This window comes from Streptomyces sp. NBC_00247 (assembly GCF_036188265.1).
Taxonomy (GTDB): domain Bacteria; phylum Actinomycetota; class Actinomycetes; order Streptomycetales; family Streptomycetaceae; genus Streptomyces.
Genome location: NZ_CP108093.1, coordinates 4,060,602 through 4,083,458, shown reverse-complemented (window position 1 = coordinate 4,083,458; position 22,857 = coordinate 4,060,602). Strand labels below are relative to the sequence as shown.

Below are 22,857 nucleotides of genomic sequence, written 5' to 3'. Positions count from 1 at the left end.
ACCCGCCGGGTCTCAGGCCGATCTGGTCATGATGCGGAGGACGTCCAGCGAGCGCGGCGGGACGTCCGGGTCGTCGCCGTCGTTGGTGGCGAGCAGCACATGGGCCTCGCGGGTGGTCTGGACGGCCTCCGGCCATCCCGCGTGTTCCAGGTAGGCGGAGACGGGGGCGTCCGCGCCGACCTGGTGCATGATGCGCAGCACCCGCAGCACGGCGGCGTCCACGGCGGCGGCCTCGGCCGGGTCGCGGAAGATCGTGCCGATGTACTTCTCGGCGGACCAGTTGTCCAGCCAGGTGTCCTCGACCAGGCGGTACACGGCGTCGGTGACGTCGCCGTACCCTTCCCGGCCGGCCAGCCAGCACTCGTGGTGGAAGACGGGGTCGGAGAGCATGTGCAGCGCCGAGCGCACGTTGCTGCGCCAGCGCCACCAGGGCATGTCATTGAGCGGCATGCCGTCCATGGTGGTGGAGCGGCGGCCTCGACGGGAAGTGTTCTCCGAACCTTGGTGCACGGTTGTCGATCGTACGTTCCCGCGTGCCGGGTACGTACGGGCCCCCGGAGTTCACCGTCCGGTCACGTCCCGTTGCCTGTCGCACACAGCGCCGTTACCCGGGGACCGGCAGGCTCCGTGTCCATGACCGGACGGCTACGCGCCCCCCTTCTCGGCCCCTTCGGCTCTCCCGCTTCCCCCGGCCCGCGCCGGCTCCTCGTCGGAGCGGCGGCGGCCGGAGCGCTGCTGCTGTCCGGCTGCGGAGCGCTCCCCGGGGCGTCCGCGGACTCCGACGGCACGGTCACGGTGATGACCTGGGCCCCGGGCCCGTCCGACGACGCGGACTCCGTGACGATGGCCGGAGTGACGGCCACAGCCACCGCCTACGCGAAGTGGATCAACGGGCGGGGCGGCATCGGCGGGCATGAGCTGAAGGTGCTCACCTGCGACGAGCAGGACTCGCTCGCGGGCGCCGAGAAGTGCGCGCGCGAGGCGGTCGACCGGGACGTCGCGGCGGTGGTCGGTTCCTACAGCCGGCACGGCCAGACCTTCATGGCGCCGCTGGAGGCCGCGGGCATCCCGTACATCGGCGGGTACGGCGCATCCGACGAGGAGTTCCAGAGCTTCGTGTCGTACCCGGTCAACGGCGGCCAGGCGGCGCTGGTGGCGGGCAACGGCAGACAGCTGGCGGACTCCTGCGAGAAGGTGTCCCTGGTCCGCCCGGACTCCATCGTCGGGGACAGCATGGCGACGCTGTTCGACGCCGGACTGGCCCAGGACCACCGGCACGCCGCCACCGACGTGGTGGCCCCCGAGTCGGCGACCTCGTACGACTCCGAGGCCACGAAGGCCCTCGACGCGGCCGGGGACGGCTGTGTCACCGCGGTCCTCGGCGAACGCACCGGCACCTTCTTCGACTCCTTCCGCCGGCTTCCCTCGAACGGGGCCGGGGTCAGGATCTCCTCGGTGCTGGGCAGCGTCAGCCAGCCGCTCATCGACAGCACCGGCGGCCGGAACAGCCCCTTCGAGGGGGCGCTCGTCACCGGCTGGTACCCGGTGTCCTCGGACGCGCGCTGGAGCGAGCTGCGCGAGGCGATCCGGAAGTACGCCTTCGAGGACGACAGCATCGATCCCGCGGACTCGGCCGTGCAGACCACCTGGATCGCGTACACCGTGCTGACGGCGACCGTCGAAGCGCTGGGTGACGGCGGGGTGAGCGCGTCGGCGGTCACCTCGGTGCTGAACCACGGCCTGAAGGTGGACACCGGCGGACTCACCCCGGAACTGCGCTGGCGCTACCAGGACATGCTCGGCTCGGCCGCGTACCCCCGGATCGTCAACGGCCGGGTCACCTTCCAGGTGGTCCGCGGGGGCCGGCTGGTGTCGCAGAAGAAGGGGTTCACCGACGTCACGGAGACCCTGTCGGACGCCAAGGCCGTCCGGGGCTGAGCGGGCCCGGAGCCGCGGGCTCCGCACGCGGGGTGCGGAGCCCGGGGCTCCGGGGCGCTTCGCGGCACCTCGGGGGACTCAGAGCTCCGTGTAGGCGCGGCTGGTGAGGCCGTACTTCTCGGCGATGGAGTTCCACAGGCCGGACGCCTGCTTCTTGGCGGTCGTCGCCTCGCCGCTCTTCACGCCGGCCCTGCTCGTCTCATTGGTGCTGGCGGCCTTGCCGCCCTTGCACGCCTTCTTGCCCTTCGCCTGGTGCGCCCAGTTCGCGTAGTGCTCGTCGGCCGAGGCCGAAGCCTCCCAGGCACGGGTCAGGGAAGAGGCGAGCGCGGCGTTGTCCGGCAGTTGATCGATCGCCACGCCCTTGAGCCGGGTCACCAGATCGCGGCGCTGCTGGGCGGCGCCCTTGAGGTCGGATGCCGCCTGGTCCAGGTCCTTGCATTCCTTGATCTTCTCGACGGCCCCGATCACCGTCTCCCGGCTGTTGTTGCTGTCGGCGAGGAGCTTGTCCAGCTCCACCGCCTGCGGCTTCGCCGGGTCTTCGGCGGCGGGCGCCGAGGAGTCGGCGCCGGGTGAACTCGCCGAGGCCACGGGCTGCTTGTCGTCCTTCGAGTCGCCGCCGCCGCTCAGCAGCGCACCGGCGCCGAGGCCGACGACCGCACAGCCGACCACCACGGCCGCGATGAGCGGGATGTGCGCCGACCTCCGGCGCGGCTCGGGCTCGGGCTCGTAGGCGGCCTGGGGGGGCTCGTACGGCCCCTGGGGGCCCTGGTAGCCGGGCGCGTACCCCTGCTGCTGGGCCCGGGGCGGGAGTTGGCCGCCCGGATAGCCCTGCGGCTGTCCCTGCGGCTGTCCTTGAGGCTGTCCTTGCGGCTGTCCCTGGGGGTGGCCGTACTGCTGGTGCGCGGGCGGCTGCTGGTGCGCGGGCGGCTGCTGGTGCGCCGGGTCGACCCGGGGCATCTGCGTGGTGGCGCCGGCCGGTTCGTCGCTGCGGAAGAGGTTGTCGAACTCCGAGGGGGGCCGCCGGTCCTCCGGTGTCCCCGGACGTATGTCGTACGGGGCGGCGGAAGTCGGCGGGATGTACTGGGTCGCGTCGCCGTCCGGCCCGGCCGGCACCGGTGCGATGAACTGCGTGGCGTCGGAGTCCCCGCCGGGCGCCCTGCCCGGTACGGCCTCCGGCGGCAGCGGCTGCGCGTAGGGCTGCGGCTGGGCCGGCGGCATCGGCTGCCCCTGCGGCGGCTGCTGATAGGCGTGTCGCTGCCCACCCTCGTAACCGCCGGACGCCGGCAGGTACTGCGTCTGCTGGGCCTGCTGGTACGGGTCGTGCGTGCCGTAGCCGCCGGACTGCGGATAGCCGCCCTGCTGCGGGTACGGGGAGGGCTGCTGCTGCCCCTGCGCCGGGTCGCCCGGGTGCTGCGGTGGCGCCTGGGACCCCCATGCCTGGCCGTCCCACGGGGAGCCGCCCGCCGGGGCGGACTCCTGTGGCCGGCCGTCCGCCGCAGCGGGGTTCCAGGGGGCACCACCGTCCGCGGGCAGCACGACACCTTCGTGGGCGGGCCGTACAGCTGGGAGCTGCTGATCGTCACCCTGTCCGCTCTGCGTCACCGGGACTCCTACGTGTCAACCAACGAAAACGTCGGCTCACGCTATCGGGTGGTTGCCCGGCTTCGCCAAGCGCGTCCGCGCCCCGCACCGTCCCTTCACCGGCCGTACGGCTTCGCGACGGCCCGGGAGGCGAACGGAGGACTCCGGATACCGGGTCTCCGCGCGCGGGGCGAACCAGCAGTTCAGGAGCGCGGAGACGCGGCGAGGTGCCGTGGCCGTCGCCGCGCGCCCGCCGGAAATCGCGGTACGGCCCTGAGACTTCCGCCACGTCGTCGGGCGCCGGGGCACGCGCCGTACCGGAGTGCGGTCGGCGCACACCTTCCCGTACGGCGCGCGCGGCGGTCTCTCCCGCGCGCTGCTCCCGCCCCCTGGGCGGTCCCTCAGGCAGCCTGGAGATCCAGGCGCGCGCTGAACTCCCGGACCGCCGACTCCTCCCCGTACGGCAGCAGCCGCTGCTGGAGGTCGTCCAGGTACTCCGCGCCCCGGCTGGAACGCACCGTCTCCAGCAGCTCCACCGCCCGCAGGCCCGTGTAGCAGGCCTGTTCGACCTCGCGCTGCTGGACCTGGGCGGAGGCGAGCAGCACCAGGGCGATGCCGCGCCGGCGCGCCCGGGTCTCCGGTAGCGCGGCGAGCGCCTCCTCGGCCCGGCGGGCGGCGGCGGTTCCCTGACCCAGGTCACGGTGGCAGTGCGCGAGTTCGTCCGCGAGGTACCCCTCGTCGAAGTGCGCGATCCACGACGGGTCGTCACCGGTCTCCGTCCCGGCCCGCTCCAGCGCCTCCACCGCCCGGCCGGCCACCTCCTCGCAGGTGGCGGCGTCGCCCAGAGCCGCGTGCCCGCGCGCCTCCGCGGCGAGGAACATCGACTCCGCGCGCGGCGTCACTTGGCCCCGCGCGCCCTCCTGGGCCGCGCGGGCGAGCTGGGCGATCTCACGGGGGTTGCCGAGCTGGGCGGCGAGGTGACTCATCGAGGCGGCCAGCACATAGCCGCCGTACGCCCGGTCGCCCGCCGCCTGCGCGAGGCGCAGGGCCTGGATGTAGTAGCGCTGGGCCAGACCCGGTTGACCGGTGTCGATGGCCATGTACCCGCCGAGCTCGGTGAGTCGGGCCACCGCCGCGAACAACTCCCGCCCCACCGCCTCGCGGTACGCCCCCGAGAGCAGCCCGGAGACCACGCTGTTGAGGTAGTGGACCAGCACCGGTCGGACGTGCCCGCTGCCGAACCGGTGGTCGAGGTCGACCAGTGCGGCCGTCATGGCACGGACCGCCTCCACGTCCGAACGCCCCACCCGGGCACCGGCGTTGCGGGCGACCTGGGAGTCGGTTCCGGTGATCAGCCAGTCCCTGCTGGGCTCGACCAGCGCGGAGGAGGCGACGGTGGAGCCGGAGAGCAGATCGCGGCGGCCCACGTCACTGCGCCACAGCTCGCAGACCTGCTCGATGGCCCCGAGCACGGTCGGGGCGAACTGGAGGCCGACGCCGGAGGCGAGGTTCTTGCCGTTGGCCATGCCGATCTCGTCGATGGTGACCGTGCGCCCGAGCTTGCGGCCGATGGCCTCGGCGATGATCCCCGGCGCCCGGCCCCGGGGCTGCTGCCCGCGCAGCCACCGGGCCACGGAGGTCTTGTCGTACCGGAGGTCGAGCCCCCGCTCCGCGCCGACCATGTTGACCCTGCGCGCCAGGCCCGCGTTGGAACAGGCCGCCTCCTGGATGAGCGTCTGGAGCCTTTCGTTCGGCTGTCGGGCTACGAGTGGTCTGGCTGCCATGTACGTCCCCCTGGAGAGCGCGGTGGTAGGTGGTGGCATCACTGCCCGTCGTCGGCGCAAGCAATGCGCCCATTCCTCTGTATTCGGCACGACCAGCACGAGAGCTGCTGTTTTTCGGCCACTTCACGCAAAAGACCCGTGCGTCCCGCTCCGCCGCCCCGGAACAGCCCGGAGACCGGGCCGACGCACGGCCCTGGCGTTCCCTACCCGCACATGGGCACCCGGCCCCGCACGCGCCCCCGCCCGTGCACCCGTGCGCCCCACATGCGGTGCCTGTGCACCGGCACGGCTGCGGGGCGCGGCCGTAACCACCGGTGGCGCGGGGAGTTGTGCTGGACGTGGAAAAGCCGATCACAGTCACGGGAAGCGTCCCGCTCCCCCCGCAGCGCGGCGAGCAACTGCTCGACGCCGCAGTCCGCTACACGGAGGAACGCCACTGGGACGTCTTCCCGGGCAGCTGGCTGGAGGCGGTGGACGGGCGCGAGCAGTGCTGCTGCGGGGACGCGCACTGCGCGCTGCCCGGCGCGCACGCCCTGCGGCCCGACTGGGCGGGAGCGGCGACCGGCAGCGGGGCGGCGGCCCGCCGGATGTGGTCCAAGCACCCGTCCTCCGCCATCCTGTTGCCGACCGGCCGGAGCTTCGACGTGATCGACGTACCGGAGTCGGCGGGCTTCCTGGCGCTCGCGCGGATGGAGCGGATGGAGCTGACGCTCGGCCCGGCCACCTGCACCCCCGACCGCCGCATGCTCTTCTTCGTCTCCCCCGGTGCCGCCGCCAAGGTCCCCGACCTCGTCATGCACCTCGGCTGGAACGCCGCGTCGATCGACCTCGTCGCCCGGGGCGAGGGCCACTACATCGCGGCCCCGCCGACCCGGATCGGCGGCCGGGGCGCGGTCCAGTGGGCCCGTCGCCCCACCGCCGCGAACCGCTGGCTGCCCGAAGCCGAGGAACTCGTCAGCCCGTTGTCGTACGCCTGTGCGCGCGAAGCGGCGGACGCGCGGACGCGCCTTTCGTAAAGTGGTCCCCACCTGTGGGGATATTGAAAGGTCGTGCCATGCCTGACCGGACCGAAGCCGAGAACGCCCCGTCCCCCGGGGCAGCCGATCAGGTGGGACCCGTGCCCGCCGTGCGGGTGCGGGGACTGTGGAAGAGGTTCGGCCCGCAGACGGCCGTCTCCGGGATCGATCTGGACCTGCCGGCGGGCCGGTTCATCGGGCTGGTCGGGCCGAACGGCGCGGGCAAGACGACCACGCTCTCCATGGTGACGGGGCTGCTCCGGCCCGACATGGGCAAGGTCGAGATCGGCGGCCACGACGTGTGGACCGATCCGGTCGCGGTGAAGTCGCGGATCGGGGTGCTGCCCGAGGGGCTGCGGCTCTTCGAGCGGCTCTCCGGTCAGGAACTCCTCGCCTACAACGGCAGGTTGCGCGGGATCTCCGGCGCCGAGACCGACAAGCGGGCCTCCCAGCTGCTGGACGTGCTCGATCTGGGCGACGCGCGGCACAAGCTGGTGGTCGACTACTCGACCGGCATGCGGAAGAAGATCGGCCTGGCGGCGGCCCTGCTGCACAATCCCGAAGTGCTGTTCCTGGACGAGCCGTTCGAAGGGGTCGACCCGGTCTCCGCGCAGGTCATCCGAGGGGTGCTGGAGCGCTACACGCGGTCCGGGGCGACCGTCGTCTTCTCCAGCCATGTGATGGAGCTGGTCGAATCGCTCTGCGACTGGGTGGCGGTGATGGCGGGGGGCCGGATCAAGGCGCAGGGCCGGCTCGCCGAGGTGCGGGGCGAAGCCCCCTCGCTCCAGCAGGCGTTCCTCGACCTGGTGGGCGCGCGTGCGGTGGACGGCGCGGACGGCCTCGACTGGCTGGGCGGCGGCCGATGAGTGTCCTCGACGTCTCCTCCGGCCCCGCCCCGGTCGCCCCGGTCGCCGGGAGCGAGGGGCTGGTCGCCCTCTTCGTACGGCTCAAGCTGGCGCTGCTCCGCAACGGGCTGCGGCAGTCGGCCGGGCGGCAGGCCGCGTTCGTGGTGTCCCTGGTCGTGGTGGTCCTGATCGCGGTCGGGCAGTTGCTCGGGCTGGTGCTGCTGCGCGGCGAGGGGCGGGACGCGGCCACCGTGACGGTGCTGGCCACCGGGGTGCTCGCCCTGGGGTGGGCGGTGCTGCCGCTGTTCTTCCCGAGCGGGGACGAGACGCTCGACCCGAGCCGGCTGGTGATGCTGCCGCTCCGGCCGCGTCCGCTGGTGCGGGCCCTGCTGGTCGCCTCACTCGTCGGCATCGGGCCGCTGTTCGCGCTCTGCCTGCTGGTGGGCTCGGTGCTCGCGGTGGCGCACGGGTCGGGGGCGGCGGTCGTCGGGGTGGTCGCCGTACCGCTGGCGCTGCTGATCTGCGTGGCGCTGGCCCGGTCCGTCGCAACGGCGAACATCAGGCTGCTGACCTCGCGCAAGGGCCGCGATCTCGCGGTGCTGAGCGGGCTGGTGATCGCGGTGGGCATGCAGTTCGTGAACTTCGGCGCCCAGCGCATCGGCGCGGCGGGCGGGCTCTCCGCCCTGGAACCGGCCGCCGGTGTGGTGCGGTGGCTGCCCGCCGCCTCGGCGATCGGCGCGGTGGACTCCGCGTCCGGCGGGGCGTACGGCGAGGCGGTGGCGCAGCTTCTCGTCTCGGCGGTGGCCCTGGCCGCTCTGCTGTGGTGGTGGCGGCGCGGGCTGGTGACGCTGATGACGGCCCCGGACGGCTCGACGATCGCCGCCGCCGGACCGTCGCGCGCGAAGGACCCCGCCGCCCGGCGTCCGAGGCCGGGCCGTCTGCTGCCCGAGGGCCGCACCCGTACGGTGATGGGCCGGAGCCTGCGGTACGTCCTGCGGGACCCGAAGACGAAGGCGGCCTGGATCACCTCGCTCGCGGTCGGGCTGATCGTGCCCCTCTTCAACGCCCTGCAGGGCGCGGGCACGGTCTGGTTCGCCTGCTTCGCGCCGATGCTCCTCGGGATGCAGATGTTCAACCAGTTCGGCCAGGACACCTCCGCCTTCTGGATGGTGGCGCAGACCATCTCGACGCCCCGGGACGCGTACGAGGAGCTCCGGGCGCGCGCCCTGGCACTGGCGGCCATCGCCGTGCCGTACACGGTGCTGGTCGCCGTGGCGCTCTCCGTCATGCTTGACGCCTGGGGGTCGCTGGCCGGGGTGGTCGGAGTCCTGCTCGCCCTGCTCGGCGCGATGCTCGGTCTGGGCGCGCCCGCGTCGGCGTTCCTCCCGTACTCGGTCCCGCAGGAGGGCGGCTTCAAGAACGCGGTGCCGGGTCAGGGCGGACTGGCCGTGCTGTCCTCCCTGGTGGGCCTGTTCGGCTCCGTGGTGGTGGCCGCGCCGGTGATCGCCGTGACGGTGGCGCTGACCGTGACGGATTCCCGGTCGGTGTGGCTGATGGCGCCCGCGGGCGCGGTGTACGGCGTGCTCGTCGCCTGGGCGGGTCTGCGGCTCGCGGCGGCGCGCACGGCGGCCCGGCTGCCGGAGATCCTGGCGGCGGTCAGCAAGGGGTGAGCCGGGCGCGGGCGGCCGGGCGCGGGCCTGCGGGCCGCGCGTCGAGCCGGGCGCGGGGGTGGCACGGCCCCCGCCCGGAGACCGGCCGCCCCCGCCCGGAGACCGGCCGCCCCCGTCGGGGCCGGCCGGTCGTCGCGGGCATCGTCGGGAGAGGGATCGTCAGGAGACCACCGGCTCCGGGGCGGGCCCGGCCGGCTGGTCCAGGAAGGGTTCGACGGCCGCGCGCCAGGCGTCCGGGCGGTCGTAGTGGGCGAGGTGGCCGGCGTCGGGGATTTCGGCGTACTGTCCGAGCGGCAGCACCCGGACCATCTCCTGGGCCTCGGCGCGGCCCAGTTGGCCGTCTATCCCGCGCAGGACCAGCGTCGGGCAGCGGACTTGCGCCAGCTCCTCCCAGTGCGCGTCCAGCACCCAGGTCGCCCGGGACTCCAGCATCTGGCGGCGGGAGAAGACCGGCCGCCAGCCGTCGTCGCCCTCCGCCATCACCTCGGCGAAGAACTCGCCGCGCGCGGGGTTGGGGCGCTCCACCCACGGGTCGTCCTCGCCGAACCACTTCCGTACGTCGGCGAGGGTTGCGAAGGGCAGCGGCCAGGAGTCGAACCAGCCGCTCCACTCGCGCTGGGTGGCGGCGCCGGGCGCGGAGGCCCGCATGTCGCAGACGACCAGGGCGCGCACCAGGTCGGGGCGCTTGGCGGCGAACTGCCAGGCGGTGAGGGCCCCCATGGCGTGCCCGACGAGGGTCACCGGGCCCAGGCCGAGCTGTTCGACCGCGCTCTCGACGTCGTCCACGTACGCGTCGCGGGTGTACGGGCCGTCCGCGGGCTTCTCACTGCGGCCGTGGCCGCGCTGGTCGAGCCCGACCACGCGGTACCGCTCCGAGAGCCAGCGGGCCTGGGCGGCCCAGTGGGTGGCGCGGCCCATCAGTCCGTGCAGCAGTAAGACCCCCGGCGCACTCGCTTCGTCCGCGCGCCCCTTGGGCGGATCGGTGAACTCCCAGGCCGCGAGCCGGACTCCGTCCGAGCCCGTCACATCGATGCGCCGCACCATATGTCCTGGCATCCCCTTCTGGTTCTCGATCACGGGTGGCCTCGCCGCTCACACTATCGAACCTTTATTCGAAAACAGCAGGACTGGCGTTCAACACCGCTCGTTCGGGTGACTACGTTCCATGATTGGCCGCCGCCGACCTGGGGAGATGTTCAGCGGGGAGCGGGCCGCTCGGGGATGACGGTCCGCAGGAACGACCCTGGGAGCTCGGGGCTCCGGGTCGGCACCGGGGAGGACGGACCCCGGCGCCCGTGGGCGCCGGGGTCTTCGGTCTTCCTCGCGCCGCCGCCACCGCGACCGCGGCGGGGGGCAGGGGCGCACGCGTCGGCGCAGGCCCCCGGAGCGGGACCGGCTCGCGGGGCGGCCGGGTGCCGGCGGCCGGACGCCTCCGGGAGCCCGGCGTGCGAGCCGCCGCCCGGACCGCGGCCGGCACAGGCGTACGTGGGCGCACAGGGGGCGCGTACCGCTGCACACGCTGGTACGACGGGCGCATTCCCTGCTCCCTCCCCTGCCGCGCGGCCCACTCGGCCGGCGACCTCAGGTCATATGCCTGGCTTCAGCCTGGCACGCGCGGCGCCCGGCCGCTGCGATTCCGTACGGAAAAGAGAAAGCGGACGTCACGGTTCGGTAGCCGTGACGCCCGCCTGTCGGGTCCCCTGCGACGGGTCGCGGGGTGTGGGGCGTGTTGCGCTCCTGGTCAGGGCCCGCCCGGTGCCGCGAGGCACCTCCCCGGCGCCCGCTCTCCGCCGTCCCGGCGCGTCCCCGGTGCCCGGAGTGCGGGACCGTCGCGCGTGCCCCCGCGTGCCCCCGCCGTGCGCGGGGCCGCTCCGGCGGATGCCCCCGCGTTCGAAAACGGGGCGCCGGGGCGCGCGGGGCGGTGGCTCAGCGCTTGGCGACGAAGACGTGCGAGGCGACCTCGCTGTCCAGCTCCGCGGCCTCCCCGCCCGAGCCGACCAGGACGCCGCCGGCCGCCGCCGTCACGCTGACGACGGCTCCCGGCTGGACCCCGGCGCGCCGGAGCGTGTACATCAGCTGGGCGTCGGTCTGGATGGGCTCGCCGATCCGGCGCACCACGACGGTCTTGCCGTCGCTGCCCGGGTCCAGCTCGGCCAGGCTGACCATGCCCTGTTCCAGGAACGGATCGGCCTCGGCGTGCTCGCCCAGCTCCTCCAGGCCCGGGATCGGGTTGCCGTACGGGGACTCCGTGGGGTGGCGCAGCAGCTCCAGCACCCGCCGCTCCACGGCCTCGCTCATCACGTGCTCCCAGCGGCAGGCCTCGGCGTGCACCTGCTCCCACTCCAGGCCGATGACGTCGACGAGCAGGCACTCGGCGAGGCGGTGCTTGCGCATGACCCGGGTCGCCAGGCGGCGTCCCTCCTCGGTCAGCTCAAGGTGGCGGTCACCGGCGACCTGGACCAGCCCGTCGCGTTCCATCCGGGCCACCGTCTGACTGACCGTGGGACCGGACTGGTCCAGCCGCTCAGCGATACGGGCGCGCATCGGGACCACGCCTTCCTCTTCGAGTTCGAGGATGGTGCGGAGGTACATCTCCGTGGTGTCGATCAGTCCGGACATTCGTGCCCCTCATAACTGTGACGGTGAAACGTCATGCTGCCGTGTTGCCGCCGTGCTGTGGCCCTCGTCCAATTCTGACGCATCGCGCGGACAACCGTGCCGGGCCGTCCCGGCCCCGGCCCGAGGCCGGGCGCCGCACGGCCGGGCCGCTATTGACAGTGCGGTGGTCCGGACCGCACCGTGATCGCGGTATCCCCGACGGAAGGGCTCCCCGATGAGCGAGAGCAAGCTGGCCGGCCAGTTCTTCGACGCGGCCATCGGGCTGCTGGCCCGGGTCCGCGACGAGGAGGCCGCCTCCGTCGCGGCGGCCGGCGCGGCCGTGGCCGACACCGTCGCCGCGGGCGGCCGGCTCTTCGCCTTCGGCGCCGGACACTCCTCGCTCGCCGCCCAGGACGTGGTGTACCGGGCGGGCGGCCCCGCCCTGATGAACCTGCTCGCCGTGCCGGGCACGGTCGGGGTCGACGTGATGCCCGCGACCCTCGGCTCGGCGCTGGAGCGGGTGGAGGGGCTCGCCACCACGGTGCTCGCGGCCAGCCCGGCCACCGCGGGTGACCTGCTGGTGATCATCTCGCTCTCCGGCCGCAACACACTGCCCGTGGAGATGGCCCGCGAAGCCCGGGCGCGCGGCCTCACCGTGATCGGGGTGACCTCGGTGGCGTACGCCGCCGCCACCTCGTCCCGGGCCGCTTCGGGCGGCTTCCTGCTCGACCACTGCGACATCGTCCTCGACAGCAAGATCGCGGTGGGCGACGCGGAGCTGACCACCGACGGGGTCGGAGCCCCCTTCGCCCCGGCCTCGACCGTCGTGACCAGCGCGCTGATGCAGGCGACGATGGCCGCGGCCGCCGAGGAACTGGCCGCACGCGGCATCGAGCCGCCGCTGTTGCGCTCGGGGAACGTCGACGGCGGCCACGAGTGGAACCGGCGCGTGTTCGAGGACAACCGGGACCGGATCTTCTACCAGCACTGACGCGCCCGGCGCCCGCGCGCGTCCGTCGCCCTGATCAGCCGCCCGTACGGCCGTCGAGCAGCAGGGCCAGGTCCACCGCGGAGGCCACCCGGACCGCCGCGCTCTCCGCGTGGGCCGCGTCCTCCCGCTCGAAGGCGGGACGGTCGGCGGTACGCAGGAAGGTCACCACCCCGAGGGTCCGGCCCCGGCTGCGGAGCGCCACGCACAGGGCGTGCGCGACCTGCCGGGGCCACTGGCGTTCGGCCGCCCAGGATGTTCCCGCGCCGCCCGCGCTCACCCGGACCGGGGCGATCCGGTCCAGCGTCTGGAAGGCCGGGTGGCCGGGGCCGTAGCGGGCCGGGAAGGAACCGCCCGCCACCAGCAGGCACGGGCCGGGGGCGTCCGTCGGGGTGGCCGCCGTGGGAATCAGCGCTTCCCCCGCCACCAGGTCGAGCAACGCGTGATCGGCGAAGCCGGCCAGCGAGAAGTCGAGGGTGGTCGTCGCCGCCTCCCACGGGTCCTCGCACTCGGCCGCGGCCCTGGCGGCGCGGTGCAGTTGGGCGGAGCGGAACCGCAGCCGGGCCGCGGCCTGCTCGGCGGCGCGCGCCTCGGTGACGTCCTGGAACAGCCAGGCGACCCCGAGCGGTACCGCCTCTTCGGTGAGGGGCGAGGAGAGCCGCAGGAAGCCGCTGCGCCAGCAGCGGCGCCGCCCGCCCTCACGGCTGCGCAGGGTCACCCAGAGTTCGGCGGGGGCGGGCGGCGCCCCGGCGGCGAGCACGTGGTGAAAAGCGCCTTCGAGGTCCTCGACCCCTTGGAGGACGACCTCTCCGAGGGGGCGCCCGAGCAGGGAGGTCCGGCCGCCGCCGAGCGCCCGCGCCGCGTGCGCGTTGACGACGGTGGGCCGCAGATCGGCGTCGACCAGGACCACGCCCCAGGGCCCGTCCTGGAAGAGCGCCTCGCTCAGCGCGATGGAGCGTTCCAGGTCGATCTGGGCGTGCGCCTCGCTGAACGCGCAGTACACCCCGGCCGGCCCGCCGTCCTCGCCGCGCATCCCGGCGGCCTGCATGCGCACGAGGACCCGGCCGCCGTCCTTGCGGACCAGGGCGAACTCGTGGACCTGGCGGCCCGGGGAGTCCTGGATCGCCATCAGCCGCCGGCGCACCTCGTCGGCGTCGGGTCCGCGCACCGCCCAGCCCGCGAAGCCGTCCCGGCCGACCACTTCGGCGGCGGACCAGCCGAGGACGCGTTCGGCCTGGCGGTTCCAGTGGGTGACGGCGCCGGCGGCGTCGAGGGCGAAGAGGGCGGTGTCCATGCCGTCGAGGAGCGCGGCGAGGAGTTCGGCGCCGGGTCCGGCATCGGTGACGGCGGCGTCCGGTACACCCGTGACCCCGGTGGCCCCCGCGGCGTCCGACGCGGACGCGTCCGCCGTGCCACTGCCCATGGAAGGACTCATTCCGTACCCCCGCAGAACGTGCCGTCCCCGCCGTACGCACCGCGGCCCTGGCGGTGCGCGTGTCCGTGCGCGTGTCCGCATGCGTTTCCGCATGTCAGAAACCCATTGAACTCGACTGTGACCCGGCGCACACCCGCTTCCGATAAATAGGTTGTGCGGCCCTGACGAGGTTCCTAGGCTTGTGGCACACGCTGAAAGGAGGTGATCCGAAAGTGCAGTCCATTCGGATTCGTGAGGTGGCTGCGGGCTGACAGCCCGTCGTCGCACATCGTGCACCTCGGCAGGCTGCCTGCCGAAACCCAAGCAGTCACCGACCCGCAGGCTCGCCGGTAGATCCGGCCGGCTCCTCCTCACGGAGGGACCCGAGCCTGCGGGTTCTGCTCGTCCCGGACCTTTCGCGTCCCGGACCTTTCGCGTCCCGGACCTTTCGGATTCAGGGGCAGAGGCGCTCCACGTGCCAGCCGGGCCCGCGCTCCGGCGTCACGGGACGTACGTACCGCAGCCGGTCGTGCAGCCGGTTCTCGTGGCCCTGCCAGAACTCCACCGTCTCGGGCGTCACCCGGAAACCGCCCCAGTGCGGCGGGACGGGCACCTTCTCGCCCTCCGGGTAGCGGGCGGCGAGTTCCTCGTACCGCTCGGTGAGTTCGCGGCGGGAGCCGATGACCGTGGACTGCGCGCTCGCCCACGCGCCGAGCTGGGAGCCGTGCGGCCGGGTACGGAAGTACGCCACCGTCTCCTCGCGGCTCACCTGCTCCGCGGTGCCGGTGACGATGACCTGGCGGGCGAGCGGGTGCCAGGGGAAGAGCAGTGAGACGTGCGGGTTGGCGGCCAGCTCCCGGCCCTTGCGGGACTCGTAGTTGGTGTAGAAGACGAAGCCGCGCGCGTCGAACCCCTTGAGCAGCACCGTGCGGGAGGACGGGCGGCCGTCCGGCGAGGCGGTGGAGACCACCATGGCGTTCGGCTCGTGCAGGGCGCCGTGGGCGGCGACCTGCCGGAACCAGCGGGCGAACTGGTCCATGGGCTCGGGGGCCAGATCCTGCTCGGCGAACGCCTCGGAACGGTACTGCTCGCGCATCGCCGCCGGATCGATGGTGCAATCGGAAGCGGGGGACACGGCCGGACGGGAAGCGGACGGAGGTGTCGGGTCAGCTGTGGGCACGGGCCCATCCTGCCGCAGCGGGCGGCAGGCCGGTGCGGCGGGCGAGAAGGACCAGGACCGGGACTCCGCCGTTTCACGACACGGGACGCCGCCGTTCCACGACCCGGGATGCCGCCCACCTCACGACACGAGGGGGCCGCCGTTCCACGACACGAGGGTGCTGTGCGGGACATCACCCTTCCTTGCCCCGGCGGAAGCCGCCACTATCGGGGGTCAGGTCCCCACGGAGGCCGTCTCGGACCTGCGGCCCCGGGGGCCTTCACCGACCGAGCTCGCAGCCGCACAGAGGGAGCCGCCTGATGTCCGCATTCGTACCCGGGCTTGAGGGAGTCGTCGCGTTTGAAACGGAGATCGCCGAACCGGACAGGGAAGGCGGTGCGCTCCGTTATCGCGGGATCGACATCGAGGACCTCGTCGGCAAAGTGTCCTTCGGCAACGTCTGGGGACTGCTGGTGGACGGGGCGTTCAACCCCGGTCTGCCGGCCGCCGAGCCGTTTCCCATTCCGGTCCACTCCGGTGACATCCGGGTGGACGTGCAGTCGGCGCTGGCGATGCTCGCCCCGGTCTGGGGCCTGAAGCCGCTGCTCGACATCGACGAGGCGACGGCCCGCGACGACCTCGCGCGGGCGGCCGTGATGGCCCTGTCGTACGTGGCGCAGTCGGCGCGCGGGCAGGGGCTCGCGATGGTTCCGCAGAGCGAGATCGACAAGGCGGACTCGGTGGTCGAGCGGTTCATGATCCGCTGGCGCGGCGAGCCGGACCCCCGGCACGTCAAGGCCGTCGACGCCTACTGGACCTCCGCCGCCGAACACGGCATGAACGCCTCCACCTTCACCGCCCGGGTCATCGCCTCGACCGGCGCGGACGTGGCCGCGGCGCTCTCGGGCGCGGTGGGAGCGATGTCGGGTCCGCTGCACGGCGGCGCCCCCTCCCGGGTGCTCGGCATGATCGAGGAGATCGAGCGGACCGGGGACGCCACCGCGTACGTGAAGCAGGCGCTGGACAAGGGCGAGCGGCTGATGGGCTTCGGCCACCGCGTCTACCGCGCCGAGGACCCGCGCGCCCGGGTGCTGCGGCGCACCGCCCGCGAGCTCGCCGCGCCGCGCTTCGAGGTGGCGGAGGCTCTGGAGAAGGCGGCGCTGGAGGAGCTGCACGCGCGGCGCCCGGACCGGGTGCTGGCGACGAACGTCGAGTTCTGGGCGGCGATCGTGCTGGACTTCGCGGAGATCCCGGCGCACATGTTCACCTCGATGTTCACCTGCGCCCGCACGGCCGGCTGGTCGGCGCACATCCTGGAGCAGAAGCGCACGGGCCGGCTGGTGCGGCCCTCGGCCGAGTACGTGGGCCCGGCGGCGCGGGACCCGCGCGAGATCGACGGGTACGACTCGATCACGCCGATCACGGGCTGAGTTCCGGGCCCCGCGCTCCGGGGCACCGCACCGTTCAGGCCCTGGCCCCGCTGTCGCGCAACAGGGCCGTGTAGGCGCCTTCCGCCACACGGCCCGCGACGGTGCCGGGCGGCGTGAGCGCCAGGAACGAGGCGGTGTCGCCGTGGTGGATGATCCTGCCGTCGTAGACCACGGTCACGTGGTCGGCTTCCTCGGCGAGGTCGGCGACGTCATGGGTCGAGAGCAGTACCCGGATGTCGCCGGTGAGCCCCGCCAGCATGTCCCGGAACACCCGCCGCTGGTACGGGTCGAGGCCCGCGGTCGGTTCGTCGAGCAACAGCACACGGGCGCCGTGCACCAGCGCTCCGGCCACCCCGACGCGCCGCAGCTGGCCTCCGGAGAGGCGGTCGCTGCGCTCGTTCATCCGGTCGGCGAGGTCGACCTGCACGAGCGCCTGCCGGGCCCGTTTCCAGGCGTCCCGGCGGCTCATGCCCTTGAGCCAGCCGATGTACGCGACGTACTCGCGTGCCGTGAGGCCGGGCATCGGGGTGATGTCCTGCGGCATCCACGCCACGTCCTGCCGGTACTGCCGGGTGCCCGCGGCCATCCCGTCGAGGTGGACGCTGCCGCGCTGCGGGCGCGTCACCGAGGCCGCGAGCCTCAACAGGGTCGATTTCCCGGCACCGTTGGGGCCCAGCAGGATGGAGAGCCCGTCGGGAAGGGCGTAGTCGAAGTCCTTCAGTACGGGCTGACGGCCGCGCCGGTAACGGTAGGTGCAGCGGCTGAGTTCGAGGGTCACGAGGCCTTCCTCGGGGCGAGAATCAGAGCGGTCAGGCCGGCGGCGAACACCAGCAGGGAGACGACTGCCGCCGGGACGTCGTGGGCGGACTCCGGTACGACGGTCCACCCCCGCGGCTGGTTGCCGCGGAAGCCGATACCGACGACGAGTACGAGCCAGGCCACGGGGACCAGAACGGCGGAGGCGCCGAACACCGCACGTCCCAGCAGCATGAGCCCGGCCAGGAAGAGCACGTCGCGGCCCGCCACCGCGGCCTCCTGCGTCCCGCCGACCGCGGCGACCAGCAGGCCGCAGCAGAGCGCCGCCGCACAGACGGTGGCCGCGAGCGCGGCGTCGTACCGGCCCACCGGCCGCACCCCGGAGTCCTCCGGGGCCGGAAGGCGTGATTCCAGCGCGTGCATGAGGCAGGCGACGAGCGGCACGGGCACGAAGAGGGTCAGTGCGACCCGGGGCGAACCGATGAGGGAAGGCAGGACGACCTGGGTGTTCTGCACGGCGAGCAGCGGGAGGAGGAAGGCCGCCAGGGCCAGCGGGACCATGATCCTTGCCCGCCGGGCACCGATCCACCACCTCATGACGTACTCCCCGCGCAGGAGTCGAGGCTCTTCCGTATCCAGTCCCGCTGCGCGGCCGGCGACGTGGCGAGGACGGCACGGACCTCTTCGCCGGCCTGGCTCTCGATCCGCAGGCTCTCGGGGGTGACGCCCTCCCGCGCGCGGTGTTCCTTGTACATGTCGACCTGGCCGGTGCGGGTGGCACCCCACAGCCATACGGCATGGGCCCGGACTGCGGGCACGGTCGCGCAGCGGAACTTCAGCGCCCGGACCATGACCTGGTAGCCCGCCTCGTGCGGCCGGTCGGCCGCCATGAGGCTCAGCCTCCACACCCGGTCACCGGAGCCGGCCCGGGCCGGTCCGTCGAGCACGTCTTCGATCTGCTCGGGGGCGGTACCCGGGACACCGGCCTCGCGCAGGACGGCCAGCGTCCGGGCGGCCTCGTGCTGGGTGCGGGCGAGGTTCCCGGTGGCCACGCGCGGCACGCACACCCGGGGGTTCACACCCGTGCAGTCCACAGGTGCCTGACCGGTGGCCATGGGCGGGGTGTGCGGCCAGTCCCGGGCGAGGTGCTGGGCTCCCAGGACGCCGGCCGCGGCGACGCCGAGCGCGAGGACCGCGCGCAGCACCCGGGGGCCGAACGGCAGCCACAGCAGCATCAGCCCCGCGGCGACGCTCCCGGCCAGCAGGACGGGCGCCGCGACGGACACGAAGCGGGGCATCTCGCCGAAGCCGACATCGGCGAACTGTCCGGAGACATGACGGATCCAGTAGGGCTGGGTGGCCCGGGTGAAGGCGACCGCCACCCAGTCCACGACCGCGACGACCGGAGTGGCGATCAGACGCGGCAGGACGGACCCGATGGCGAAACCGACGACGGCGTGGGCGACGACGATCAGCATTCCCATGACAGGCAGCCGCAGGGAACCGAGGCTCGGGGCGGTGCCGGCGCGCACGAGGGAGACGGCAGGGGGAAGCAGCAGGACGAGCCAGGAGAGAAGAACCACCGGAAACAGCACGTTCGCCGCGACCCGGTAACGGCTTCGGGAGGGCAGCGATTCCCAGATGTGCGCCTTGCGCAGGCGTCCGCTTTCCCACACACCGAGAGCGGCGGAAGCCGCATAGGCGAGTGCGTAAAGAACCATCAGCGGAGCTGAAACTATGGCCGGAGCCCAATGGTGATGACTACTCGGCGGCGCGGTTTCCCCCGTCAAATAATAAAGGGCGGCCATCAACAGGACGACAGGGCCTGCCCAGCGCACACTGCTGCTTCTCAGTGCCGTGGTGAATTTCATCGCGACTCACAGGGGGTAAGGACGCGCCTCGGGGCCGCAGCAGCGGCCCCGAGGCAGAAATCCGGTCAACCGTCGGCCTTGGTGGTGTCAACGCTGACGCTGTTCACGGTGAACTGCGGGCCGAAGGCCGACCCACCGATCTTCATGATCTGGAGGTATACGTTCTTCATCACACCCGAACCCACCTCGCTCCACTCGCCGTTGCTCGTACTGCCACTGAAGCAGGCGGTGAACGTCTTGTTGTCGTAGGAGTCGTCCGGCTTCAGGCTGATGTCACGCCACATCTGCACATGGGTGCTCCTGGTCACGCCGGTCTCGGTGTGACAGCCACCGAAGGAGCCGGGACAAGAGCGATGACCGCGGCGATACCAGCAGCAGTGACCACACACGCAGAATTCTTCATCGGCGCATTTCCCACCCCCGTGCATGCGAGGGCGCCCCCCTCACAACGAACAGACGGTAACACCTGATGAAATCGCAGGACAACGATTTCCCTCCGACGGGGCAGGAATCGCGAGCCCGCACGTGACGCACACACATGGATATCCACCAAGTGCCCGGATGTGAGATATTTTGGTTCGCCGCCCATGCCCGAGATATCGCACATTCCCGGTACGCATTTTCTTCAGGACCGCCCGGGGAACGAGGCCCCTGTGGGCGGCCCCGGCCGGGTGTCCCGCGCCGGGCCGTCGCACCGTCCGGGCGTCATCGTCCGGAAATCGCCGTCGCGTGCCCGCCGGCGTTCAGTCCAGCGCGCGGTCCACCAGCTCCGCCCACTGGGCCACGACCCTCCGCCGGCGGACGGTGTCGTCGGTGAGGACGTTGGCGAGGCCGAGGCCACGGGCCATGTCCAGGAGCCCCTGGACCGTCTCGCGCACCCCGGGGCGGGTCTCGTCGGCGCCCAGCAGTCCGACGGCGATCCGGTGGGTCTCCCGGCCGACGCGCGCCTCCAGTTCGGTGACCCGGGGGCGCAGTTGGGGTTCGTTGGAGGCGGCCACCCACAGCTGGAGCGCGGCGCGGAAGAGCGGCCCGGTGTACAGGTCCACGAGCGCGGCGACCACCTCCGCGCGGCCCTGGACCGGGAGCGCCCGCAGCGCGGCGGACCGCTCCTCGGCGACGTACTCGACCGCCCCGGTGAACAGGTCCTCGCGGGTGGGGAAGTGGTGCTGGGCCGCACCCCGGGAGACCCCGGCCCGCTCGGCGACGACGGAGACCGTGGACCCCACCCAGCCGTGGGCGGCGAGGCAGGCCACCGCGGCCTCCAGAAGCCGCTGCCGGGTGGCCCTGCTGCGGTCCTGCTTGGGCGACTTGGCGTTGCCGGGAAAGGCGTTGTTCGGGGGCGTCACCACACCCATGCGGGGTCCCGTCGTTCGAGGAAGGCCGTCATCCCCTCCCGTGCGTCGTCGGAGGCGAAGAGCGCGGTGGAGAGGGCGACGAGGTCTTCGGCGTGTTGGTCGAAACTCTCCAGCACGGTAGCGGTGACCAGCTGCTTCGACGCCATCAGCCCCTGCGCGGACGCCCTGCGCAGTCCGTCGAGTACGGGTTCGAGCGCCTTGTCCACCTCGTCGGCGCCCTCGCCCGGGGCGGCGGTCCCCGCCGGGTCGCCCGCGGCGAGGGTGACCAGGGAGATACGGGCCGCCTCGGCCGCGTCGAACCGCTCCCCGGTGAGGAAGTAGCGGGCCGCCGCGGAGCGTTCGAGCCGGGGCAGCAGGGTCAGCGAGATCACCGCCGGGGCGAGGCCGAGCCGCGACTCGGTGAGCGCGAAGCTCGCCCCGGGCCCCGCGACCGCGATGTCGCAGGCCCCGAGCAGTCCGAGCCCTCCGGCCCGGACATGGCCGGTGACCCGGCCCACCACGGGCTTGGGCAACGCGACGATCTTCCGCAGCAGCGCGACGAACTCCCCCGGATCGGCGGGCGACTTCAGGTCGGCCCCGGCGCAGAAGGTGGTGCCGGTGTGGGTCAGGACGACCGCGCGTACGGCGCTGTCGTCCGCGCAGGCGTCCAGCGCTTCGGCCAGCTCGCCGACCAGCTCGGCGGAGAGGGCGTTGCGGCGGGCGGGGGCGTCCAGGGTGAGGGTGGTGATGCCCCGGTCGTGGACGGGTGCGGCCAGGCTGCTCATGCGGGGCTCCCTTCGGTGGCGGCCCCGGTTCCGGTCCCGGGGCCGGTGGCGCGTTCCCGGTCGCGGAGTTCGCGGCGCAGGATCTTGCCCGAGGTGGCGCGGGGCACCGCGTCGATGAACTCCACCCGCCGCACCTTCTTGTACGGGGCGACGCGCTCGGCGACGTACCCGATCACGTCCTCCGGGGTGAGCTTTTGCGCTTCCGGGGCCGGTGAGCGGACCAGGAACGCCTTGGGGATCTCGTTGCCCGCCTCGTCGTGGACGCCGATGACGGCGGCGTCGGCGAGGAGTTCGTGGCCGAGCAGCAGGGCCTCCAGTTCGGCGGGGGCGACCTGGTAGCCCTTGTACTTGATCAGCTCCTTGACCCGGTCGACGACGTACAGCCAGCCGTCCTCGTCGACCCTGCCGACGTCCCCGGTGTGCACCCAGCCGTCCTCGTCGATCATGGCGGCGGTGGCGTCGGGGCGACCGAGGTAGCCCTTCATCACCTGGGGGCCCCGGATCAGGATCTCGCCCTCGGCGCCGGGCTCCGCGTCCGTGCCGGGGTCGGTGAGCCGGACGATCCGCATCTCGGTGCCGGGGATCAGCTTGCCGACCGTGCCGTCCGGCGGGTTCTCCTCGGAGAGCGGCACGACGTGGGTGCCCGGGGACAGCTCGGTCATGCCGTACGCCTGGCGGACCGGCGGCAGCCCGAGCCGCTCCGAGCAGGCACGGGCGAGGTCGGCGTCGAGCGGGGCGGCGGCCGAGACGATGTAGCGGAGCGAGGAGAGGTCGTAGCGGGCGACGGCCGGGTGCTTGGCGAGGGCCAGCACGATGGGCGGGGCCACGTACAGCCCGGCGATCCGGTGCTTCTCGATGGTGGCGAGGAACTGGTCGAGGTCGAAGCGGGGCAGCACCACCACGGTGGCCCCGTGCCGGAGCGGCCCGTTCATCAGGGCGGTGAGCCCGTAGATGTGGAAGAAGGGCAGCACGGCCAGGACGGGCTCGTCCCGGGCCAGGGGGACGAACGGCTGGAGCTGCTCCAGATTGGTCGCGATGGAGCGGTGGGTGAGCATCACGCCTTTGGGCGCCCCGGTGGTGCCGGAGGAGTAGGGCAGGACGGCGACGTCCTCGTCCGGGTCGATCTCCACCTGCGGCTCGGGGGCGGTGGAGCCGAGCATGTCGAGCACCGAGGTGTACCCCTCGGCGGCGTCGCAGACGAAGATCTGCCGTATACCGCCCGCGAGTTCGGCGGCCCGCCGCGCGGTGTCCAGGAGCGGGGAGACGGTGACGATCCAGCGCGCGGAGGCGTCGGTGAGCTGCTTGGCGAACTCCTCGGCGGTGGCCAGCGGGTGGACCGTGGTGACGGCGGCGCCGGCCCGCGTCGCCCCGTAGAAGACGGGCGGGTAGGCGATGGTGTTGGGGCTGTGCAGGGCGAGTACGTCCCCCTTGCGCAGCCCGGCTTCGGCGAGTGCGGCGGCGATCCGGCGGTGGAAGTGGTCGAGTTGGGAGTAGCTGAGGGCCATCCCGTTGGTGCCGTCGATCAGGGCGACGGTGTCCCCGAACTCGGCGGCCCGGCCGAGGACCGCTTCGTGGATGGGAGTGCTGAGGATGGATACGTCTGCGTACTCACTGCGGAACACCATGTCGGTCCCCTGTCGACGCGTGGGCGGCGGGTGCGGAGGCTGTGCGGCGGCGCACCGGGCCCC

20 protein-coding genes are annotated in these 22,857 nt (G+C 73.1%); 6 read left to right on the top strand and 14 right to left on the bottom strand.

All coding sequences use genetic code 11. The annotated features are described in order from the left end of the window. Positions 1-12 precede the first annotated feature (12 nt). Complete coding sequence (locus tag OHT52_RS17565) at positions 13-459, bottom strand: SCO4402 family protein (protein WP_328723785.1); 447 nt, start codon at positions 457-459, stop codon at positions 13-15. A gap of 174 nt (positions 460-633) precedes the next feature. Here OHT52_RS17565 and OHT52_RS17560 point away from each other — a divergent pair, with 174 nt between their 5' ends. After that, positions 634-1,938, top strand: a complete 1,305-nt coding sequence (locus OHT52_RS17560; RefSeq protein ID WP_328721159.1) for an ABC transporter substrate-binding protein — start codon at positions 634-636, stop codon at positions 1,936-1,938. 78 nt (positions 1,939-2,016) lie between these two features. On the opposite strand, the gene OHT52_RS17555 is transcribed toward OHT52_RS17560, so the two are convergent. Together OHT52_RS17555 and OHT52_RS17550 are read right to left on the bottom strand one after the other, a co-directional pair. Next, entirely contained in the window at positions 2,017-3,540 is a 1,524-nt protein-coding gene (locus tag OHT52_RS17555) for a hypothetical protein (protein WP_328721158.1), read from the bottom strand. Between the two features lie 380 nt (positions 3,541-3,920). Next, on the bottom strand, positions 3,921-5,303 hold the full coding sequence (locus tag OHT52_RS17550; RefSeq protein ID WP_328721157.1) for a transcriptional regulator: 1,383 nt from the start codon (positions 5,301-5,303) through the stop codon (positions 3,921-3,923). 329 nt (positions 5,304-5,632) lie between these two features. On the opposite strand from OHT52_RS17550, the gene OHT52_RS17545 reads away from it, so the two are divergent. The 3 genes from OHT52_RS17545 to OHT52_RS17535 are packed head-to-tail and all read left to right on the top strand — an operon-like array spanning position 5,633 to position 8,834. Beyond that, positions 5,633-6,319 carry a bifunctional DNA primase/polymerase gene (locus tag OHT52_RS17545; protein WP_328721156.1) on the top strand — a complete coding sequence of 229 codons (687 nt, stop codon included), beginning with the start codon at positions 5,633-5,635 and terminating at the stop codon, positions 6,317-6,319. Between the two features lie 38 nt (positions 6,320-6,357). Next, entirely contained in the window at positions 6,358-7,185 is an 828-nt protein-coding gene (locus tag OHT52_RS17540; RefSeq protein WP_328721155.1) for an ABC transporter ATP-binding protein, read from the top strand. Beyond that, positions 7,182-8,834, top strand: a complete 1,653-nt coding sequence (locus OHT52_RS17535; protein ID WP_328721154.1) for a transporter — start codon at positions 7,182-7,184, stop codon at positions 8,832-8,834. Before OHT52_RS17540 ends, OHT52_RS17535 begins: the two co-directional genes overlap by 4 nt. Before the next feature lie 159 nt (positions 8,835-8,993). Here OHT52_RS17535 and OHT52_RS17530 read toward each other — a convergent pair whose 3' ends face one another. Beyond that, complete coding sequence (locus tag OHT52_RS17530) at positions 8,994-9,878, bottom strand: alpha/beta fold hydrolase (RefSeq protein WP_328723784.1); 885 nt, start codon at positions 9,876-9,878, stop codon at positions 8,994-8,996. 882 nt (positions 9,879-10,760) lie between these two features. Beyond that, on the bottom strand, positions 10,761-11,453 hold the full coding sequence (locus tag OHT52_RS17525; RefSeq protein ID WP_328721153.1) for a metal-dependent transcriptional regulator: 693 nt from the start codon (positions 11,451-11,453) through the stop codon (positions 10,761-10,763). Positions 11,454-11,667: 214 nt separating this feature from the next. On the opposite strand from OHT52_RS17525, the gene OHT52_RS17520 reads away from it, so the two are divergent. Beyond that, entirely contained in the window at positions 11,668-12,423 is a 756-nt protein-coding gene (locus OHT52_RS17520) for a sugar isomerase domain-containing protein (protein ID WP_328721152.1), read from the top strand. A gap of 34 nt (positions 12,424-12,457) precedes the next feature. On the opposite strand, the gene OHT52_RS17515 is transcribed toward OHT52_RS17520, so the two are convergent. Both OHT52_RS17515 and pdxH read right to left on the bottom strand, forming a co-directional pair. Next, positions 12,458-13,843, bottom strand: a complete 1,386-nt coding sequence (locus tag OHT52_RS17515; RefSeq protein ID WP_443046602.1) for a PAS domain S-box protein — start codon at positions 13,841-13,843, stop codon at positions 12,458-12,460. A 445-nt stretch (positions 13,844-14,288) separates the two neighbouring features. Continuing rightward, positions 14,289-14,930 (bottom strand): pyridoxamine 5'-phosphate oxidase, encoded by a 642-nt coding sequence (pdxH, locus tag OHT52_RS17510; RefSeq protein ID WP_328723783.1) that lies wholly within the window; start codon positions 14,928-14,930, stop codon positions 14,289-14,291. A gap of 383 nt (positions 14,931-15,313) precedes the next feature. Between pdxH and OHT52_RS17505 the strand changes: the two genes are divergently transcribed. Beyond that, positions 15,314-16,423 carry a citrate synthase 2 gene (locus OHT52_RS17505; RefSeq protein ID WP_328721150.1) on the top strand — a complete coding sequence of 370 codons (1,110 nt, stop codon included), beginning with the start codon at positions 15,314-15,316 and terminating at the stop codon, positions 16,421-16,423. 34 nt (positions 16,424-16,457) lie between these two features. Here OHT52_RS17505 and OHT52_RS17500 read toward each other — a convergent pair whose 3' ends face one another. The 7 genes from OHT52_RS17500 to OHT52_RS17470 form a co-directional block, all read right to left on the bottom strand. Beyond that, positions 16,458-17,201 carry an ATP-binding cassette domain-containing protein gene (locus tag OHT52_RS17500; RefSeq protein WP_328721149.1) on the bottom strand — a complete coding sequence of 248 codons (744 nt, stop codon included), beginning with the start codon at positions 17,199-17,201 and terminating at the stop codon, positions 16,458-16,460. Further along, positions 17,198-17,776, bottom strand: coding sequence for a hypothetical protein (locus tag OHT52_RS17495; RefSeq protein WP_328721148.1), 579 nt, complete (start codon positions 17,774-17,776; stop codon positions 17,198-17,200). The genes OHT52_RS17500 and OHT52_RS17495 overlap by 4 nt, the downstream gene beginning before the upstream one ends. Further along, the gene (locus tag OHT52_RS17490) at positions 17,773-18,900 is read right to left on the bottom strand and encodes a hypothetical protein (RefSeq protein ID WP_328721147.1); all 1,128 of its coding nucleotides are present in this window, start codon (positions 18,898-18,900) and stop codon (positions 17,773-17,775) included. The genes OHT52_RS17495 and OHT52_RS17490 overlap by 4 nt, the downstream gene beginning before the upstream one ends. Positions 18,901-19,115: 215 nt before the next feature. After that, positions 19,116-19,358 (bottom strand): hypothetical protein, encoded by a 243-nt coding sequence (locus OHT52_RS17485; protein WP_328721146.1) that lies wholly within the window; start codon positions 19,356-19,358, stop codon positions 19,116-19,118. Between the two features lie 435 nt (positions 19,359-19,793). Then, entirely contained in the window at positions 19,794-20,405 is a 612-nt protein-coding gene (locus tag OHT52_RS17480) for a TetR/AcrR family transcriptional regulator (protein WP_328721145.1), read from the bottom strand. Then, positions 20,393-21,169, bottom strand: a complete 777-nt coding sequence (locus OHT52_RS17475; protein ID WP_328721144.1) for an enoyl-CoA hydratase family protein — start codon at positions 21,167-21,169, stop codon at positions 20,393-20,395. The genes OHT52_RS17480 and OHT52_RS17475 overlap by 13 nt, the downstream gene beginning before the upstream one ends. Then, complete coding sequence (locus OHT52_RS17470) at positions 21,166-22,794, bottom strand: AMP-binding protein (RefSeq protein WP_328721143.1); 1,629 nt, start codon at positions 22,792-22,794, stop codon at positions 21,166-21,168. Before OHT52_RS17470 ends, OHT52_RS17475 begins: the two co-directional genes overlap by 4 nt. Positions 22,795-22,857: the final 63 nt, after the last annotated feature.

Bases quoted from the DNA above. Each gene is read 5' to 3' on its own strand.
- OHT52_RS17565 (WP_328723785.1), bottom strand. From the start codon at position 459: ATGGACGGCATGCCGCTCAATGACATGCCCTGGTGGCGCTGGCGCAGC.
- OHT52_RS17560 (WP_328721159.1), top strand. From the start codon at position 634: ATGACCGGACGGCTACGCGCCCCCCTTCTCGGCCCCTTCGGCTCTCCC.
- OHT52_RS17550 (WP_328721157.1), bottom strand. From the start codon at position 5,303: ATGGCAGCCAGACCACTCGTAGCCCGACAGCCGAACGAAAGGCTCCAG.
- OHT52_RS17540 (WP_328721155.1), top strand. From the start codon at position 6,358: ATGCCTGACCGGACCGAAGCCGAGAACGCCCCGTCCCCCGGGGCAGCC.
- OHT52_RS17535 (WP_328721154.1), top strand. From the start codon at position 7,182: ATGAGTGTCCTCGACGTCTCCTCCGGCCCCGCCCCGGTCGCCCCGGTC.
- OHT52_RS17530 (WP_328723784.1), bottom strand. From the start codon at position 9,878: ATGGTGCGGCGCATCGATGTGACGGGCTCGGACGGAGTCCGGCTCGCG.
- OHT52_RS17525 (WP_328721153.1), bottom strand. From the start codon at position 11,453: ATGTCCGGACTGATCGACACCACGGAGATGTACCTCCGCACCATCCTC.
- OHT52_RS17520 (WP_328721152.1), top strand. From the start codon at position 11,668: ATGAGCGAGAGCAAGCTGGCCGGCCAGTTCTTCGACGCGGCCATCGGG.
- OHT52_RS17515 (WP_443046602.1), bottom strand. From the start codon at position 13,843: ATGGGCAGTGGCACGGCGGACGCGTCCGCGTCGGACGCCGCGGGGGCC.
- pdxH (WP_328723783.1), bottom strand. From the start codon at position 14,930: ATGCGCGAGCAGTACCGTTCCGAGGCGTTCGCCGAGCAGGATCTGGCC.
- OHT52_RS17505 (WP_328721150.1), top strand. From the start codon at position 15,314: ATGTCCGCATTCGTACCCGGGCTTGAGGGAGTCGTCGCGTTTGAAACG.
- OHT52_RS17495 (WP_328721148.1), bottom strand. From the start codon at position 17,776: ATGAGGTGGTGGATCGGTGCCCGGCGGGCAAGGATCATGGTCCCGCTG.
- OHT52_RS17490 (WP_328721147.1), bottom strand. From the start codon at position 18,900: ATGGTTCTTTACGCACTCGCCTATGCGGCTTCCGCCGCTCTCGGTGTG.
- OHT52_RS17480 (WP_328721145.1), bottom strand. From the start codon at position 20,405: ATGGGTGTGGTGACGCCCCCGAACAACGCCTTTCCCGGCAACGCCAAG.
- OHT52_RS17475 (WP_328721144.1), bottom strand. From the start codon at position 21,169: ATGAGCAGCCTGGCCGCACCCGTCCACGACCGGGGCATCACCACCCTC.
- OHT52_RS17470 (WP_328721143.1), bottom strand. From the start codon at position 22,794: ATGGTGTTCCGCAGTGAGTACGCAGACGTATCCATCCTCAGCACTCCC.